This window comes from Actinoplanes sp. NPDC051470, from assembly GCF_040682035.1.
In the GTDB taxonomy this organism is placed as follows: domain Bacteria; phylum Actinomycetota; class Actinomycetes; order Mycobacteriales; family Micromonosporaceae; genus Actinoplanes.
Genome location: NZ_JBFBAA010000027.1, coordinates 77,924 through 94,731 on the forward strand (window position 1 = coordinate 77,924; position 16,808 = coordinate 94,731).

Here is a 16,808-nt window from a genome sequence, read left to right on the forward strand (position 1 = left end):
TCAGCCCTCCTTCCGCGTACGCGGGTCGAGCAGCAGGTAGACGATGTCGGCGAGCAGGTTCGCCACCAGCACCGTGATCGTGATGATCAGGAAGATGCCCTGCATCAGCGGGTAGTCCTTGGCGCCGACCGCCCGGAACAGCAGGAAGCCCAGGCCCGGGTAGGAGAACACGATCTCCAGCACGAATGTGCCGCTGACGATGAAGCCGAGCGACAGGGCGAAGCCGGACACGTTGGGCAGCAACGCGTTGCGCGCCGCATAGCTCAGCGCCACCCGCCGCTCGGGCAGGCCCTTGGCGTGCGCCACGGTGATGTAGTCCTCGGCCGCGACGGTCACCATCATGTTGCGCATGCTCAGGATCCAGCCGCTGACCGAGGAGATCAGGATGGTGATGGCGGGCAGGATGCCGTGCTGGAGCGCGCTGGAGACGAACGCCCAGTCCGGGTAGGGGACCAGGCCGGCCTCGAAGCCGCCGGACGACGGGAAGAAGCTGTCCGGACCGGCCAGCAGGTAGATCGCCAGCAGGCCGAGCCAGAAGTACGGCACCGACGACAGGAACGTGGTCACCGGCAGCAGGCCGTCGACCCAGGAGCCGCGGCGCCACCCGGCCAGCACGCCCAGCCCGGTGCCGAGCAGGAAGCTGATCACCGTGGTGATGCCGACCAGCGCCACCGTCCACGGCAGCGCGTCCCCGATCACCTCGGACACCGGCGTCGGGAAGGCGCTGAACGACAGGCCCAGGTCGCCGTTGAACAGCTGCTTCCAGTAGTCCAGGTACTCGGACCAGAGGCTGGCGTCCTTGTCGATGCCGAAGAGCACGTACAGCGACTCGATCGCGTCGGTGTTCATCTGACCCTGGAACCGGGCCAGCAGCGCGCTGATCGGGTCGCCCGGGATCATCCGGGGGATGAAGAAGTTCAGGGTCATCGCCGCCCACGCGGTGAACACGTAGAACGCGATGCGCTGGAGGATGTACCTCACCGTCCGACCCCCTGCTCGTCGTAGAGCCAGCAGGCCGCCCAGTGCCCCGGCTTGTCACCGATCACCAGCGGCACCGGCAGCTCGGTCTCGCAGCGCGGGCCGGCCATCGGGCAGCGCGGGTGGAACCGGCAGCCGGCCGGCGGGTTGATCAGGCTCGGCGGCTCGCCGTTGCCGCGGTCGCGGGTGTCCGGTTCGAGCTCGCCGAGCAGGCGGTCCGGGTCGGGGGCCGAGTCGATCAGGAGCTTGGTGTACGGGTGGGCCGGCGACTGGGTCACCGTCTCGCTGTCGCCGCCCTCGACCATCCGGCCCGCGTACATGACCATCGTGTCGTCGGCGAAGTACCGGGCCGAGGCGATGTCGTGGGTGATGTAGAGGATCGCCAGGTTCAGGCGTTCCTTGAGGTCCCGCAACAGGTTGAGCACACCGAGCCGGATGGACACGTCCAACATGGACACCGGCTCGTCGGCGAGCAGCGCCTCCGGGTTCGCGCCCAGCGCCCGGGCGATGGCCACGCGCTGACGCTGGCCGCCGGACAACTCGTGCGGGAACTTGTCCAGGTAGCGCTCGGGCGGCGTCATGCTGACCCGGTTGAGCACGTCGTGCAGCGCCTGCTCGAGCTCGGCGGCGTTGGTGCCGGCGTTGCCGTGGATCTTCAGCGCACGGGTCAGGTGGTACCGGATCGTGTGCACCGGGTTCAGCGACGCGAACGGGTCCTGGAAGATCATCTGGACGCGGGCGGCGTACCGCCGGAAATTGCGCCCGCCCCTGACCCGGGTCGAGGTACCGTGCAGCTTGATGTCGCCGTCGGTGCGCGGGTAGAGCTGGGCCAGCAGCCTGGCCACCGTGGACTTGCCGGAGCCGGACTCGCCCACCAGGGCGGTCACACGGCCACGGCGGAGAATGAGATGCACGTCGTCGACGGCGTGCACGGCGGCGCGGTCGCGCCGGTTGAAGAGGTCGCGCAGACCCCGGCGTACGGGGAAGTGCTTGGTCAGCCCTTGAGCCTCAAGCACCACCTCGCCGGCCGGCGCCTCGGCGTCTTGCACAGACGTCATGCCGGGTCCTTTACGAGGGGAAGGCCGCCCCCGCGCGCTCAGCAAGCGTGCGGGAGCGGCCGCGAGATCAGCTGGTGGGCTTGAGGTGCAGGATGACGTCCAGCGCGTTCGCCTGGGTGGGCTGCCCGGCGGCGTACGGGTTGGAGTCGTCCGGCCAGCCGGACCAGTTCTTCGTGCTGTACGCCATGCCGATGTTGTCGGCGCCGACCGGCACCATCGGGACCTGCTCGACGAAGACCTTCTGGAGCGTGTCCATCGCGGTCTTGCGGGCGGCGTCGTCGCCCGCCTCCTTGTAGGCCTTCAGCGCGGCGGTCGCCTCGGGGTTGTCGAACCGGCCGAAGTTGCCGGCCGGAGAGGCCTGGCCGACCGGCTTGAGCAGCGTGCCGTCCATGATGGTCTGGTAGATGTCGAACGGCGTGGAGCCACCGTTGGTCCAGCGGAAGGTCGCGTCGAACTTGCCTTCCTCGACGTTCTTGAACCAGGCGTCCTGGTTGGCCTTCTCGACCGTCGCGGCGATGCCGATCTGGGCCAGGTTGTCCTTCACGATCTCCAGCGAGGTCTGGTAGTCGGACCAGCCGGCCGGGTCGGTCAGGGTCAGCTTCACCGGCTTGCCGCTCGGGTCGGTCAGCGTGGTGCCGTTCAGCTTGAACCCGGCCCCGGTCAGGACGGTCTTCGCGCCCTCGACGTCGACCTTGTGGGTCTGTCCCTTGTAGGCGTCGGCGACGAACGGGTCGCCGGCCGGCGACGGCAGACCGGTCACGCTGCTGACCAGCGGGTGGAAGTAGGCGGCCTCGGCCTGGTTGAAGATGTCCTCGCGGTTGATGACCATGTTCATGGCCTTGCGCAGCGCGACGTTGTCGAACGGGGCCTTGGTGGTGTTGATGTAGAGGCCGTGGATGCCCAGCACCGGCGGCGCCCAGACCTTGTAGTGGTCGGGGTTCTTGCCGACGAAGACGGTCTTGTAGTTCGGGATGAACACGAACGACCACTCGATCGAGCCGTCGGCCAGCGCCGTGGTCTGCGCGTCGTTACCGGTCGGCGAGCTGTAGCGCAGCTCCTTGACGGTCGGCGCGGTGCCCCAGTAGCCGTTCTCCCGGGCGACCAGCGTGGTGGTCTGCGGGGTGAAGGACTTCAGGGTGTACGGGCCGGAGCCGATCGGGGTCTTGTTGGTGTCGGTGGCCGGGTCCTTGATCGCCTTCCAGATGTGCTCCGGGACGATCGGGGTCTGCCCGAGGAACTTCTCCTTGTAGACGAACATCGACGAGGTGAAGGTGATCGTCACGACGTTGCCCGCCGCGGAGATGTCGCCGTACGGCGTGTTGTTGGTGTTCAGCGCCTTGTTGCCCTTGATCAGGGTGTGCGTGTAGACGACGTCGTTGGCGGTCACCTTCTGACCGTCCGACCAGGTCGCGTTGTCCCGCACGGTGATCTTGACGCTCTTGCTGTCCGGCGCCCACTCGGCCGCGGTGGCCAGCCACGGTTTCGACGGCTCGGCCGGCTTCACCGGGTTCCACATCATCAGGGGCTCGTAGATGACCCAGCGGTAGCCCAGCGACGCGGCGGCCGAGGTGGAGAGGAAGGGGTTGTGGTTCTCCGTCTGCGGTCCGTTCGGCATGCCGACGGTCAGCACCGTCGTGCCGGCCTTGTTGCTGTTGCTGTTCGGGCTGCTGTTCGGCGAGTCGCCGCAGGCGGCGAGGGCACCCGTGGCGAGCACGCCCGCCAGGGCAGCCGAGAACAACTTCCTTCTCTGCATTACAGATACTCCTCAGGGGATATCAGGGGTGGCCCGGATGAGGGCTGCGGATTTCAGGAGGGATCGGCGGCGGTGACCGTGGTCGAACCACGGGCCATGAACGTCGCCGGGATGACGGTCGGACGATTGGGCAGGGGTGTGCCCTCGAAGTGGGCGAGCAGCGTGCGTGCCGCGGCCTCGCCCATCTCGCGCAACGGTTGGTGCACGGTGGTGAGCGGCGGCTGGGTGTGTGCCGCCATCGGGATGTCGTCGAAGCCCACCACCGCCACGTCCTGCGGGATGCGGCGGCCCGAGTCGAGCACCGCCTGCATCGCGCCGGTGGCCGAGAGGTCGTTGTGGGCGAACACCGCGTCGAAGTCGATGCCGGTGTCGAAGGCGTGTTGCACGCCCTCGAACCCGGACGCGATGGTGAAGTCGCCGGGGAGCAGTCGCTCCTGCGGGATCGGGTGGGCGGCCTCGGCGTACGCGGCGGCGAAGCCGTCCAGCCGCTGCTGGGTGCAGCCGAAGTGACCGGGACCGGCGATGACCAAGGGCCGGTTGCGGCCGATGGACAGCAGATGCCGGGCGGCGGCGCCGGCGCCGGTGTGGTTGGTGGTGCCGACGCTGGGAATCTGCGCCGGCTGGGTGTCACGGTCGTCGATCAGCACCACGGGCAGGCCGCGCGAGTGCAGCTGCGCGATGTAGTCGAGGGTGCCCTCGGGCTCGATCACCAGCAGCCCGTCGAACGACTTGGCCGAGACCTGGGCCCCGAACTGCCGCATCGACTCCTCACCCCGGTTGCAGGTGAACAGCAGCAGCCCGTACCGCTCGGTCTCGAGCACGTCGACCGCGCCCTGCAGAACCTCGCCGATCCACGGCCAGGTGAGCGAGGGGACCAGCATGCCGACGACCCGGGTACGCCCACGGGCCAGGCCGACGGCCCGGGAGCTGGGCACGTAGCCAAGTTCGTCGATCACCGCGCGGACCCGGGCGGCGGTGGATTCGTCCAGCTCACCCTTGCCGTTGAGGACCCGCGAGACGGTGGTCTTGCTGACCTTCGCCCGGGCCGCCACATCGGCGATGGTGATCGGCACTGGTCCTCCGCATGTTCCGGCACGCATGTCCCGCGGGTTGCAGACCGGTTTCGGAACCGGTTTCGGGAGCGGTTCCGGGCAGTTAACAACAGTGAGCCGGGTCACGTCAATGTGAGGATGACTTTATTTAAGTTGCGAGACTGTAACGCGTGTGTGTCACCAGTTCATCGAGTGTGATCAGCGCGTGAACCCGTCCCGGCCCCGGGTCAGATCGGCCAGGAAAGCCACCACGGCACTGCCCACCGCGCAGCCGATCAGCACCAGCACGCCGCCGATCAGGAACAGGCCGGACCCGTCCCGGGAGGCGGCGTCGATCGTCCACGCCGCGGTGAACGCCACCGTCGTCGCCGCGGTGGCCGGCAGGGGGTGCACGTCCAGGAACCGGACGGCCAGCGCCAGCAGCACGGCGATGGTCAGCACGCAGAAGGCGACCTGAGCGGTGGTGTACGGGCCCTGCTGGTTGCCGTTCGCGTCGACCTGATAGCTGCGGTCGTGGCCCAGCCAGCCCCACCACGCCACCACGGTCGCGACGGCCAGGGCGACCGCGCCGGCGACGCCCTTGGAGGAGAACTTCATGCCCAGACGCTAATGCGTGGGCGCGTACCCGCTCTCGGCCAGCCTCGCCACCTCGGGCAGCACCTCACCCAGGGGCGCGTCCACGACCAGGTCGGCGTACGGCTCACCGCGGGTCACGCCCTGGTTCACGATCGCCACCCGGATGCCGAGCTTCGCCGCCCGCAACACGAACCGCCGCCCCGACATCACGGTCAAGGACGAACCGAGGACCAGCAGGGTACGCCCACCGCAGACCAGCTCGAAGCTCCGCGACACCCGCTCCGGCGGCACCGACTCGCCGAAATACACGACGTCGGGCTTGAGCATCCCGCCGCACCCGGCACAGTCGACCACCACGAAACCGGCCAGGTCGTCGTCGTCCAGCTCGACGTCGCCGTCCGGGTTGATCTCGGTCGGCGTCTTGTCGAAGGCCGGGTTGGCGGTTCGCAGCCGGTCCTCGAGCGTGCTCCGGTCGCTCGGCTCCCGGCAGTCCAGGCAGGTGACCCGGGCCAGGTTCCCGTGCAGCTCGACCACGTCACCGGCGCCGGCGGCCTGATGCAGCCCGTCCACGTTCTGGGTGACGATGCCGCGGAGCAGGCCCAGCCGCTGGAGCCGCGCGACGGCCCGGTGCCCGTCGTTGGGCCGGGCGTCGCCGATCGTCCGCCAGCCGAGGTGGCTGCGCGCCCAGTAGCGGCGCCGCGCGACCGGGTCGCGCGTGAAGGTCTGGTAGGTCATCGGGGTGGCCCGCCGCGCGACGCCGCTCGGCCCGCGATAGTCGGGGATCCCCGACTCCGTCGACAGTCCGGCGCCGCTGAGCACCACCACATCGCCCTCGGCCATCCACCGGGCCAGCTCGGCCACCCGTTCCGCCACATCACTCACCCACCCATGTTCCCTCGCGCCGGCCGGTGTTCCCACCAGGCCCGTTCGAACGGGACAGATCTATCGAGTGATGCCTTTTACCGGCCACAACGGTAGGTTGTTCACGTGGCCGACGTCGCACGCCTGCTTCCCCGTCTGTGGGACGGGCAACGCGCGCTGCGCTTTCTCGCCGGGCTGGCCATGCTCGCCCTCGCCTTCGCGGCCAACGCGGGGCTGATCGGGCCCTCGGTCCAGCCGGTCGCCGAGCCGGTCCAGGTCTCCGCCTCGGCTCAGGTGAGCGCGGTCGAGACGGTCGACGCCGCTGAGGTTTCGGTCACGGTCGCCCGGCCGGTCATCTTGGTGGTCCTGGTGGGGCTGCTCGGGGTGGTGGTCCTCGCGGGCGGCGCTCGCTCGCTGGGGTCGGGACGGGTCGCCGGTGGGGCGCCCGTTCAGCGCGGTCCGCCGCTGCTCTGATCAGAATCAGCCACGTCTCGGTGACGGGGTCGGACGGGTGGGGTTGGATGCGCCCCTGCTCCGACAGCCGTCAGCCCCGTGCCTGCTCCTGGTGAAGAGGACAGGCGTACCGGAAGAGAACCGTGACCCACCAGCCACCGCGAGGGAAGACCCATGGAGATCGTCGCTGCCGTCTGGATGATTCTGATCCTGTCCATCGGGGCCGTCGCCGCCGTGTTCGCGCTGCCCCGGCGGCTCACCACCACCGCCGTCACACTCGCGCCACAGCCGGCCGGACCCACCGACGAAGAGACCCGCTACGCCGCCGAGGTGGCGGTCGCGGCTGATCGCGCGGCCGTCACCGCCCAGCGGGCCCGAGCCGCCTGGGCCGAGGCCCAGGACCAGGTCGACGCGGCCTGGACCGTCTACGAGCAGGCCGATCGGGAGGCGCGCCGGGTCGCCGCCGCGGCCGTCTACCCGGTGCAGCGCCGGCGCCGCGCCAAGGGCGAGAACGCCGACCGGGAGCGGTTCCTGCACCGCTCCGCCCTGTCCGCCTGCCGCAACCGGGAGATCTCGATCGTCCAGCTGAACGACATCCTGGCCCACCGCGGCTGGAACGAGCGGCTGCACCCGGCGACCCAGGAGTCGGCGCTGCGGATGGCCGTTCGTGATCACCGCTACGACGGCTACCTGAAGGCGGCCGAACGGGAGCGGCTCGCCTGGCGGGACGCGGAGCGGGCGGCGGTCGCCCTGCGCAGCCTGCGGGCCGAGGCGTGCCTGGCCACGGTGCGCTCCGATGAGGAGGACACCCTGTCGATGGACGTCTCCTGGTGGTCACGTCAGTGGTCCACCGCCGAGCCCCGCGCGGCCGCCGCCTGATGTAGCGCGGTCATCGAGAAACTGTCAGACATGCCGGGTACCGTCACGGGACAGGACGCCCGAGATGGGGAGGCACCAGCGTGACATCGAGTCCGACCGGCCGGCCGCCGGCCGTGCGGCCGCTACATCGCGCCGCGCGCTTCGAGGATGCGATTCACGAGGTCGTCGAGCGACGGCTGCGGCAGCGTGGCTGGGTGCCGGTGATTTCGGCCTACACCGGCTACGGCGGTCCCGGCTGGGCCCGGGTGATCGCCCGGGTCGTGCTGACCCGCAATCCCCGGCTGCGGCGCAAGAAGCTCGACAAGACGCGCGGCTGGCGCAACTTCACCACCTCACCGGTCAACGACGAGCGGGTGCTGATCCAGGTCGGCGACCAGGTGCACGAGACCCACACCGACCGCAGCGGGTACGTCGACTGCGTGGTCAAGGGCGACCTCGCGCCGGGCTGGAGCCGGGTGCGGCTGAGCGCCGAGGGCGCCGAGCCGGTGGAGGCGCCGATCCGGGTGGTCGACCCGGCCGCGCGCATCGGTGTGATCTCCGACATCGACGACACGGTGATGGTCACCGCGCTGCCCCGCCCGCTGCTCGCCGCGTGGAACACGTTCGTGCTCGACGAACATGCCCGGATGGCTGTTCCCGGCATGGCGGTGCTCTACGAACGGCTGGTCACGGCCAACGCGGGCGCGCCGGTGTTCTACCTGTCGACCGGGGCCTGGAACGTCGCCCCGACGCTCAGCCGGTTCCTGTCCCGCCACCTCTACCCGGCCGGCCCGCTGCTGCTGACCGACTGGGGCCCGACGCCCGACCGCTGGTTCCGCAGCGGCCAGGAACACAAGCGCAACACGCTGCGCCGGCTGGCCGTCGAGTTCCCCGACGTCAAGTGGCTGCTGATCGGCGACGACGGCCAGCACGACCAGGAGATCTACTCCGAGTTCGCGCACGAACACCCAGAAAACGTGCTCGCCGTCTGCATCCGGCGGCTGTCGCCCACCCAGTCGGTGCTGGCCGGCGCGGTCCCCGGCCCGTCCGGCGAGGCCGAAGCGGTCGGCTCACACGGCAAGACCTGGTTCGCCGCCCCCGACGGCGCCGGTCTGTGGTCCCTCCTGCGCGACTCCGATGTGGTGTAGTTACTTGTCCGCCTCGCCGCTGTCCGCTTCGCTGACCCGCGCGTGCAACCTCTGCCGGACCTCGTCGGGCGTGTACGCCCGGCGTTGCCGCTCGGCGCGCGCGAGCACGATGCCGGTCGCGGCGACCCCGGCCAGTCCGGCCAATCCGACTACTTTCCACCAACGCATCTGCTGAGGATAGACACGTGGACGCCGACCTGACGCTCGACGAGGCTCTCGACCTGACCCGGACGGGTGACATCTGGATCTTCCGCGGCCGCTCCGGCCCCGACCGCGCGATCCAGACGCTGACCAACAGTCCCGTCAACCACGTCGGCATGTCCCTGGTCATCGAAGACATGCCCCCACTGATGTGGCACGCCGAGCTGGGCCGATCCCTTCCGGACATGTGGTCCGGCTCCTTCCAGCGCGGCGTCCAGCTGCACGACCTCCGCGACGCGGTCACCAGATGGGCCCGCCGCTACGGCCAGCGCGGCTGGCTGCGTCAGCTCGAGCCGACCGTGCCGAAGGAGATGGAAGACCGCGCCCTGCGCACGGTGGCCCGCCTCGACGGCACCCCGTTCCCGTCCTCGGCCCAGCTCGCCTGGCGCTGGGTCCGTGGCCGCGTCCCCCAGGTCCGCCTCCCATGGAAGCCGCCGTCCGGCGACCCGGCCGCGCTCGAGACGGCCTACTGCGCCGAGGTGGTCGCGATCACCTACGAGGACATGGGTCTGCTGCCCCGCGGCCGCAAGCCCAACTGGTACGACCCGGGCCGCTTCTGGAGCGGCGACGAACTCGACCTCTCCGGCGGTCACCGCCTGGGCGCGGAGATCGCCGTCGACATCCCCGACTAGAAGCGGCGTCTTCCAACCAGAGGCGTCTTCCGGTCAGGGGCGTGGTGTCTTCCGGCTAGAGGAACCGTGGGTCGGGCAAGACGTTCGCGGCCGATCAAGTTCAAGGGCTTGATATTCCCGCGTCCGTCGGGGTGCAGACCGTATGCTCCCGCGGGCTACGGGCTGGGGCCCATCGGAGATGGCCCGAGCCCTTCCGGGTCCGTGCGCGCAAGACCAAACCCCGCTCCGCCCCCGCTCGGACCAGCCCACGCTCAGACCCGCCCCGCCCACCGGCCCGCCCTGGTCCCGCCCCGGCCACTGCCCGCCCCTCCCCGTCGCGGCCCGCAATGCCGTGGGGGGCCGACCACTTGCTGCGGGCGGTGGTGGGGTGGCGTGGCTTTGTGGCGCGGAATGCCGTGAGGGCCTACCACTGATGCGGGGGCAGCGGGGGTGAGTGGCCGCAGCGGGGGTGAGTGGGCAGCCCGGGCGCCTGGCAACCCAGCTCTGACCACGATCAGCGCGAGGGCAGGCACGCAGCGCGAGCGGGCACGGACGTGGGGACGGGCACGAACGCGGGAGCGGGAGCTCACGCAGGGTGGGCGCCGGCGTGGGCGGGGCTGCCGCGGGATGCGGCGCAACCCACCCCCTACCGAGGTGGGGAGTGGGTTGCGGGATGAGCTGGGTCAGACGCGGGCGCCTCGGCGGCCGCCGACGCGGGTGCCCGAGGAGAAGGCGGCCGCGCCGCGGGAGCCCTGACGGCTTGATGTGCCGGCCTGGCCCGCACGGGCGGGCTGGGCCGACCGTGACGGCTGACCGGCCCGGGCGGGCTGGGCCGTGCGCGAGGACTGGTTGCCGCGCGAGGCCGTGGTCGGCTGCTTGTCGTTGGCGGCCGATCCGGTGCCCCGGCCGCTGCCGCCGCGGCGACGGCCGCCGGAAGGCGCACCGGCGGAGGCCGTGGCGCGGCGCGGGCGGGACGCGGCGGGACGCTCCGCCATCGCGGTGACCGGCGGAGGGCTCTGCAGGACGCGCTCGCCGGGGGCGAGCTGGTTCAGCAGGGCGTCGCCGGGGCGGGTGCGGGTCGTGGTCGGGCGGATGCCCGCCTTGCGGGTCAGGTCGCGCACGTCGTGCTGCTGGTCGTCGGTCATCAGGGTGATGACCGTGCCGCTGGCGCCGGCCCGGGCCGTGCGGCCGGAGCGGTGCAGGTAGGCCTTGTGCTCGACCGGCGGGTCGGCGTGGATGACCAGGGCCACGTCGTCGACGTGGATGCCGCGGGCCGCGATGTCGGTGGCCACCAGGGTCGGCGCGCTGCCGTCCGAGAAGGCCGACAGGTTGCGGTCGCGGGCATTCTGGGCCAGGTTGCCGTGCAGCTCGACGGCCGGGACACCGGCCGAGATCAGCTGCCGGGTCAGCACCTTGGCGCGGCGCTTGGTGCGGGTGAAGACGACCGAGCGGCCGGGCGCGGCGAGCAGGTCGACGAGCACCGGGAACCGGTCGTCGTGCCGCACGTGCAGCACGTGGTGGGCCATCTCGATCGGCGCCTCGGAGGCCGAGTCGACGTGGTGTGTCACGGGTCGCTGCATGAAGCGCTTGACCAGCACGTCCACGCCGCCGTCGAGGGTGGCCGAGAAGAGCAGCCGCTGGCTGTTGCGCGGGGTGGCGTCCATCAGCCGGCGGACCACCGGCAGGAAGCCGAGGTCGGCCATGTGGTCGGCCTCGTCGAGCACGGTGATCTCGACCCCGCCGAGGTCGATGTGGCCGTGCTCGAGGTGGTCGAGCAGCCGGCCGGGGCAGGCGACGACGATGTCGACGCCGCTGCGCAGGGCTTTGATCTGGGGGTTGGCCCCGACCCCGCCGAAGACAGTGAGGGTGTTCAGGCCGAACGCCTGGGCCAGCGGCGCCAGGGCGGCGTCGATCTGGGTGGCCAGCTCGCGGGTCGGCGCCAGGATCAGCGCCCGCGGGCGGCGGGGCCGGCGGGTGGTGCCGGAGGCGGCGAGACGGGCGACCACCGGGAGGGCGAACGCGTACGTCTTACCGGAGCCGGTGCGGCCGCGGCCGAGGACGTCCCGGCCGGCGAGGGAATCCGGCAGCGTCGCGGCCTGGATCGGGAAAGGCTCGGTGATACCGCGGGCAGCGAGAGTCGCGGCGAGCTTCGTGGGCACACCGAGGTCGATGAAGGAACTCATGTAGGGGTTTAACTCCGAACGTCTGAATGGTCGTCCTGCCCGGCGCAGACCCGTCGCGGTCGCGGCGCGTGGTGGTCGATCCGAAGGCGGCCCGAGGCAAGACTGTGCGGGCCGCGAGATCAAGTGTACGCCGTCCTCAGTTGCAACCGTGCTGCACCCGGATGTGACCGGCCCCGCACTCATCGCGGCGGACCTTGTGAATCAGTGCCGGACCCCCCGCCCCGGCCCCGGTCGCAAGGAGCCCCCCATGAGTGACCGTCGCCGTGACGACACCGTGAAGGCACACATGCCGCTCGTCGGCCACCTGGTCCGCGAGATGCTCGCCCGGGTGCCGGCGCACGTGAGCCGTGACGATCTGCTGTCCGCCGGGTACGCCGCCCTGGTCGCCGCCGCCCGTGGCTACGACGAGGGGCGCGGCGTGCCGTTCGCCCGCTTCGCCGCCGCCCGGGTGCGTGGCGCCCTGCTGGACGAGCTCCGTGGCCTGGACTGGGCCAGCCGTTCGGTCCGGCAGCGGGCGCGGCGCACCGACACGGCCCGGCAGCAGCTGACCGCCGAGCTGGGGCGTACCCCGAGCGTGGCCGAGGTGGCCGAGCGCCTGGGCTGTTCGGTCGAGGACATCGAGGCGGCCGACGACGACGTGCAGCGCGCGGTGGTGTTCAGCCTCCAGGGCTTCGCCACGGCCGGCGCCGAGGACATGGTCACCGAGCCCGGCGTCGGCCCGGAGGACATGCTGATCCGCCGCGAGCGGATGGGCTATCTGGCCCACGCGATCGAGGCCCTGCCCGAGCGGCTCCGGGCGGTGGTCCTTGGCTACTTCTTCGACGAGCGGCCGATGGCCCAGATCGCGGTCGAACTGGGCGTCACGGAGTCGCGCGTGTCGCAGCTGCGCTCGGAGGCGCTCGGCCTGCTCCGGGACGGCCTGAACACGCACCTGGACCCGGCCCTGGCCGCCCCGGTGAAGGAGGGCTGCGTGGCGCGTCGCCGGACGGCGTACTTCGACTCGATCGCGGACCGCGGCACCCTCCGGTCCCGCCTCGCGATCACCAACCTGGACGGCCTGCCGGTCGCGGCCTAGAGCAACACACGAAGATGGGGCGTGGCCGTCATGGCCACGCCCCATCTCCATTAGCAACGGGGTTACGCGTTGGCGCAGGTGCCGGCCTTCTTCTGGGCCGCGATGGCCTTCGCCGCGCCCTGCGAGTAGAGGGCCAGGCCCTCCTTGGCGGGCTCGAGCTTCCAGGCGTTCTGTTCGTACACCATGGTGTACGACTGAGCCGCCACCAGCTGCTTGGCGATCACGACCGCGCGGTCCGCGCCCTCCATCCGGGCGCTGGTCAGGCTGATCGCCAGGCCCTTGCGGGAGCAGGCCTCGTTCAGCTTGACGTAGTCGGCCTTGGAGATCGCCGCCTTGCCCTTGGCGGTGTACATCTCCCAGGCGCCGGCGAAGTCCCCGCCGCTGAACCGGTCGAACATGGTCTGGGCGGCGGCCTTCGCGCCGTCGAGGGACTTCGGCTCGGGACCGCCCGCCGCAGCGGCCGCGGAGTTGCCGGCCGGGTCCTCGTCGTCGCCGGAGCAGCCGGCACTGAAGCTGAGGGCGGCGGCTGCGATCAGGGCCAGCGCGCCGAGACGTCGGAACGGGTGGTGTTTGCGCATGACCGGGTTAATCGAGATCGGCCGTTCGACGTAACGGGGATCGACGATACTGACGGATTGCGGACACTTGCCGCACCGGCCGTAACCTGAGGGGGACGCGCTATTCTGAGGTCTTTGCCAGACACAAAAAAGGCGACCAAGAATGGTCGCCGACTGCGGAATGCTACCACATCAAGGAGCGGTTTTGTCAAGCTCGAACAGCGCTGACATCCGAGACGAACAGCACTATCTCGACCGCCTCTATGCCCGGCTCGACGGTCTGCGCGAGCAGGCTGACCAGCGGCTCCGTGCCATCCTGCTGGAGGGCGGGGGTACGCCGCAGGGCCGCTCGCTGCGCGAGGCCAACCGCGCCCATTACGCCGAGCAACTGGCCCAGATGAATGCGGTGGAGAACGGCTTGTGCTTCGGCCGGCTCGATTTCGACGCCGATCATCCCCGCTATATCGGCCGGATCGGGCTGTTCGCCGAGGACCGCGACGCCGAGCCGTTGCTGATCGACTGGCGTGCCCCCGCCGCGCGCCCGTTCTACCTGGCCACGGCCGTGTCGCCCGAGGGCGTGACACGCCGACGACACCTGCGCACCAAGGGCCGTGAGCTGACCGGCATCGACGACGAGGTGCTCGACCTGGCCGCCGGTGGCGCCGGGCGGGAAGACGTGACCGGCGAGGCGGCGCTGCTCTCGGCGCTGACCGCGGGCCGTACCGGCCGGATGCGCGACATCGTCGAGACCATCCAGGCCGAGCAGGACGAGGTCATCCGGTCCGGGCTGCCCGGCGTACTCGTGGTCCAGGGCGGACCCGGCACGGGCAAGACCGCCGTGGCGCTGCACCGCGCCGCGTACCTTCTCTTCACCCACCGCGCCCAGCTCACCAAGCAGGGCGTCCTCATCCTCGGGCCGAACGCCACCTTCCTCCGCTACATCTCCCAGGTCCTGCCGTCCCTGGCCGAGACCGGCGTGCTGCTGGCCACGCTGGGCGACATGTTCCCCGGGGTGCGCGCCCGGGCCGAGGAGCCGCCGGCCGTCGCCGCGCTCAAGGGCCGGCTGCCGATGACCGAGGTGCTCGCCCGCGCCGTCGCCGACTGGCAGACCGTGCCCCACGACTTCGTCGAGGTCGACCACGACGGTTACCCGCTGCGCATCGACCGCGCGACCTGTGAGGACGCCCGGGCGGTGGCACGCCGGACCGGCCGGCCGCACAACATCGCCCGCTCGGTCTTCGTCACCGAGGTGATCCACGCGCTGTCGCTGCAGATCGCCGAGCGGATCGGCGCCGACCCGCTGGGCGGCGACAACCTGCTGTCCGACGCCGACCTGGCCGAGACCCGCCGCGAGCTGCGCGAGGACATCGACGTGCAGGTCGCGCTCTTCGACATGTGGCCGGTGCTCACCCCGCGGCGGGTGTTGCGCGAGTTGCTGGCCTCGGCCGAGCGGCTGGCCTCGGCCGACGCGCCCGACGTGCTGCTGCGCGACCGCGACGCCCGCTGGACCCCGGCCGACGTGCCGCTGCTGGACGAGCTGGCCGAGCTGCTGGGCCAGGACGACACGTTGCGTAAGCGGGCGGTCGAGCGGGAGCGGGCCGAGGCGGTCGAGTACGCCGAGGGTGTGCTCGAGATCGTCGAGGGCTCCCGGTCGCTGGACTTCGAGGACCAGGAGGAGGAGATCCTCTCGGCCATCGACGTGGTCGACGCGAGCGCGTTCGTCGAGCGGCACGAGGTGCTCGACACCCGCACCGCGGCCGAGCGGGCGGCGGCCGACCGCACCTGGGTCTTCGGACACGTGATCGTGGACGAGGCGCAGGAGTTGTCGCCGATGGCGTGGCGGCTGCTGATGCGCCGGGTGCCGAGCCGGTCCCTGACCGTGGTCGGCGACGTCGCACAGACCTCGGAGCTGGCCGGCACCACGACCTGGGAGCAGGTCTTCGAGCCGTACGTGGCCCAGCGCTGGCGCCTGGCCGAGCTGACCGTCAACTACCGTACCCCGGCCGAGGTGATGGCCGTGGCGTCCGACGTGCTCAACGCGGTCGACCCGTCGCTGCAGCCGCCACGCTCGGTGCGCGAGGCCGGCGTCGCACCCTGGGCCCGCCGGGTGACCGAAGACGATCTGCCCACCGCCCTGGTCGCGGCCGTGCGGGCCGAGATGGCCGAGGTCGGCAGCGGCCGGGTCGGCGTGATCGTGCCGCAGGGCCGCGAGGGCGAGCTCGGCCACGAGCTGATGAAGGCGCTGCCCGAGGCGGCCGTCGGCGAGCAGACCGACCTGCTCAACCAGGTGGTGATGCTGACCGTACGGCAGGCCAAGGGTCTGGAGTTCGACGCGGTGCTGGTGACCCAGCCCGACGAGATCATCGCCGAATCGCCGCGCGGCCTGAGTGACCTCTATGTCGCGGTCACCCGGGCCACGCGGCGGCTGGGCGTGCTGCACAGCGCCGACCTCCCGAAGGAGCTCAGCGCCCTGCAGTGACGGTCAGGCCGGCACGCCGAGGCCCGCGCGGGTGTGTCCGATGACGTTGGTCAGGCTGAGCCGGCTGCGCAGCGAGGTGTGGCCGGCGATGTTCGAGTAGTACGTGGCGCGGCGCCGGGCGACGATCGACTCCGGGTTGTCCGGCACCGGCGCCAGCTCCGGGTCCAGGTGCGTGTTCATGCCGTCCTTGAGCAGGCTGAGCGCCTCGGCCCGGAGCTGACTGATCCGGCTCTCGGTCACGCCCAGGTCGGCGGCGATGTCGGCCATCGGGCGCTCGTTCAGGAAGTATTCGGTGATCACGACGCGCAGCCGCTCGGGCAGGGCGGCGATCGAGTGGTGCAGGTAGCCGATCTGCTCCCGGCGCAGCAGCATGTCCTCGGGCCCCGGGTTCTTCTCGGTGACCAGGTCGTCGCCCGTGCTCGTGGTGAAGCCCTGCAGCGACAGGACGGTGGCGCGCTGCACGTCGGTGTCGGTCCGCTTCAGGTCGCTCGTGGTGGTGCCGAGCGCCTGGGCCAGCTCCTCGGCCGTGGGGGTACGGCCCAGCGTGCCGGTCAGGTGCTGGCGGGTGGTGTCGGTGGCCCGCGCCTTGGTGCGCACCGAGCGGGTGGCCCAGTCCAGCGAGCGCAGCTCGTCCAGGATCGCACCGCGGATCCGGGTGCTGGCGAAGCGGTGGAAGGGGATGCCACGCTCCGGGTCCCAGCCACGGGCGGCGGTGACCAGCGCGTGCAGGCCGGCGCTGGTGAGGTCGTCGCGGTGGATGTGGTTCGGGATGCGGGTGAGCATCTCCCGGACGAGGTGACCGACCAGCGGCATGTGCTGACGGATCAGCTCCTCCTGCTCGCGGGCGGAGAGCACCGTGGCCTCGGCGATGTCGGCTTCGAGGTCGGCAACGGCGGTGGTGACGGTGCTGGTCATGTGAGTCCCCCGTGTGTCTGGCGCTCGCTGTTCGGCGTCAGGGAGAACTT

The 16,808-nt window shown here is 71.1% G+C and carries 16 protein-coding genes; 6 read left to right on the top strand and 10 right to left on the bottom strand.

Translation table 11 applies throughout. The features are described from left to right. From AB0M54_RS35655 to AB0M54_RS35680, 6 genes are all read right to left on the bottom strand, one after another. The gene (locus AB0M54_RS35655) at positions 1–981 is read right to left on the bottom strand and encodes an ABC transporter permease (RefSeq protein ID WP_364331878.1); all 981 of its coding nucleotides are present in this window, start codon (positions 979–981) and stop codon (positions 1–3) included. Next, positions 978–2,036: an ABC transporter ATP-binding protein gene (locus tag AB0M54_RS35660; RefSeq protein ID WP_364476227.1), complete on the bottom strand. Its 1,059-nt coding sequence runs from the start codon at positions 2,034–2,036 to the stop codon at positions 978–980. Before AB0M54_RS35660 ends, AB0M54_RS35655 begins: the two co-directional genes overlap by 4 nt. Positions 2,037–2,103: 67 nt before the next feature. After that, on the bottom strand, positions 2,104–3,789 hold the full coding sequence (locus AB0M54_RS35665; RefSeq protein ID WP_364476228.1) for an ABC transporter substrate-binding protein: 1,686 nt from the start codon (positions 3,787–3,789) through the stop codon (positions 2,104–2,106). Between the two features lie 53 nt (positions 3,790–3,842). Further along, on the bottom strand, positions 3,843–4,862 hold the full coding sequence (locus AB0M54_RS35670) for a LacI family DNA-binding transcriptional regulator (RefSeq protein ID WP_364476230.1): 1,020 nt from the start codon (positions 4,860–4,862) through the stop codon (positions 3,843–3,845). A gap of 177 nt (positions 4,863–5,039) precedes the next feature. Next, entirely contained in the window at positions 5,040–5,438 is a 399-nt protein-coding gene (locus AB0M54_RS35675; RefSeq protein ID WP_364476232.1) for a hypothetical protein, read from the bottom strand. 9 nt (positions 5,439–5,447) lie between these two features. Next, positions 5,448–6,299, bottom strand: a complete 852-nt coding sequence (locus AB0M54_RS35680; protein WP_364476234.1) for an NAD-dependent protein deacetylase — start codon at positions 6,297–6,299, stop codon at positions 5,448–5,450. A gap of 105 nt (positions 6,300–6,404) precedes the next feature. Here AB0M54_RS35680 and AB0M54_RS35685 point away from each other — a divergent pair, with 105 nt between their 5' ends. The 3 genes from AB0M54_RS35685 (at position 6,405) to AB0M54_RS35695 (ending at position 8,737) form a co-directional block, all read left to right on the top strand. Beyond that, the gene (locus AB0M54_RS35685) at positions 6,405–6,752 is read left to right on the top strand and encodes a hypothetical protein (RefSeq protein ID WP_364331895.1); all 348 of its coding nucleotides are present in this window, start codon (positions 6,405–6,407) and stop codon (positions 6,750–6,752) included. A 153-nt stretch (positions 6,753–6,905) separates the two neighbouring features. Then, entirely contained in the window at positions 6,906–7,610 is a 705-nt protein-coding gene (locus AB0M54_RS35690) for a hypothetical protein (protein WP_364476236.1), read from the top strand. A gap of 80 nt (positions 7,611–7,690) precedes the next feature. Beyond that, positions 7,691–8,737, top strand: a complete 1,047-nt coding sequence (locus tag AB0M54_RS35695) for a phosphatase domain-containing protein (RefSeq protein ID WP_364331901.1) — start codon at positions 7,691–7,693, stop codon at positions 8,735–8,737. On the opposite strand, the gene AB0M54_RS35700 is transcribed toward AB0M54_RS35695, so the two are convergent. Continuing rightward, positions 8,738–8,905: a hypothetical protein gene (locus AB0M54_RS35700; RefSeq protein WP_364331904.1), complete on the bottom strand. Its 168-nt coding sequence runs from the start codon at positions 8,903–8,905 to the stop codon at positions 8,738–8,740. 17 nt (positions 8,906–8,922) lie between these two features. Between AB0M54_RS35700 and AB0M54_RS35705 the strand changes: the two genes are divergently transcribed. Beyond that, on the top strand, positions 8,923–9,570 hold the full coding sequence (locus tag AB0M54_RS35705) for a hypothetical protein (protein WP_364331907.1): 648 nt from the start codon (positions 8,923–8,925) through the stop codon (positions 9,568–9,570). 662 nt (positions 9,571–10,232) lie between these two features. Here AB0M54_RS35705 and AB0M54_RS35710 read toward each other — a convergent pair. Further along, the gene (locus AB0M54_RS35710) at positions 10,233–11,732 is read right to left on the bottom strand and encodes a DEAD/DEAH box helicase (RefSeq protein ID WP_364331910.1); all 1,500 of its coding nucleotides are present in this window, start codon (positions 11,730–11,732) and stop codon (positions 10,233–10,235) included. A 247-nt stretch (positions 11,733–11,979) separates the two neighbouring features. Here AB0M54_RS35710 and AB0M54_RS35715 point away from each other — a divergent pair, with 247 nt between their 5' ends. Further along, complete coding sequence (locus tag AB0M54_RS35715) at positions 11,980–12,807, top strand: sigma-70 family RNA polymerase sigma factor (protein ID WP_364476238.1); 828 nt, start codon at positions 11,980–11,982, stop codon at positions 12,805–12,807. 62 nt (positions 12,808–12,869) lie between these two features. Here the strand turns inward: AB0M54_RS35715 and AB0M54_RS35720 are convergent, their stop codons facing one another. Beyond that, on the bottom strand, positions 12,870–13,385 hold the full coding sequence (locus tag AB0M54_RS35720) for a hypothetical protein (RefSeq protein ID WP_364331916.1): 516 nt from the start codon (positions 13,383–13,385) through the stop codon (positions 12,870–12,872). A gap of 160 nt (positions 13,386–13,545) precedes the next feature. On the opposite strand from AB0M54_RS35720, the gene AB0M54_RS35725 reads away from it, so the two are divergent. Beyond that, positions 13,546–15,843: an AAA family ATPase gene (locus AB0M54_RS35725; protein ID WP_364476239.1), complete on the top strand. Its 2,298-nt coding sequence runs from the start codon at positions 13,546–13,548 to the stop codon at positions 15,841–15,843. Between the two features lie 3 nt (positions 15,844–15,846). Here AB0M54_RS35725 and AB0M54_RS35730 read toward each other — a convergent pair whose 3' ends face one another. After that, positions 15,847–16,758 (bottom strand): sigma-70 family RNA polymerase sigma factor, encoded by a 912-nt coding sequence (locus tag AB0M54_RS35730; protein WP_364476240.1) that lies wholly within the window; start codon positions 16,756–16,758, stop codon positions 15,847–15,849. Between the last annotated feature and the right edge of the window lie 50 nt (positions 16,759–16,808).

Coding starts and splice junctions, on each gene's coding strand:
- AB0M54_RS35725 (WP_364476239.1), top strand. CDS start 13,546: ATGCTACCACATCAAGGAGCGGTTTTGTCAAGCTCGAACAGCGCTGAC.
- AB0M54_RS35730 (WP_364476240.1), bottom strand. CDS start 16,758: ATGACCAGCACCGTCACCACCGCCGTTGCCGACCTCGAAGCCGACATC.
- AB0M54_RS35690 (WP_364476236.1), top strand. CDS start 6,906: ATGGAGATCGTCGCTGCCGTCTGGATGATTCTGATCCTGTCCATCGGG.
- AB0M54_RS35700 (WP_364331904.1), bottom strand. CDS start 8,905: ATGCGTTGGTGGAAAGTAGTCGGATTGGCCGGACTGGCCGGGGTCGCC.
- AB0M54_RS35720 (WP_364331916.1), bottom strand. CDS start 13,385: ATGCGCAAACACCACCCGTTCCGACGTCTCGGCGCGCTGGCCCTGATC.
- AB0M54_RS35675 (WP_364476232.1), bottom strand. CDS start 5,438: ATGAAGTTCTCCTCCAAGGGCGTCGCCGGCGCGGTCGCCCTGGCCGTC.
- AB0M54_RS35710 (WP_364331910.1), bottom strand. CDS start 11,732: ATGAGTTCCTTCATCGACCTCGGTGTGCCCACGAAGCTCGCCGCGACT.
- AB0M54_RS35660 (WP_364476227.1), bottom strand. CDS start 2,036: ATGACGTCTGTGCAAGACGCCGAGGCGCCGGCCGGCGAGGTGGTGCTT.
- AB0M54_RS35715 (WP_364476238.1), top strand. CDS start 11,980: ATGAGTGACCGTCGCCGTGACGACACCGTGAAGGCACACATGCCGCTC.
- AB0M54_RS35665 (WP_364476228.1), bottom strand. CDS start 3,789: ATGCAGAGAAGGAAGTTGTTCTCGGCTGCCCTGGCGGGCGTGCTCGCC.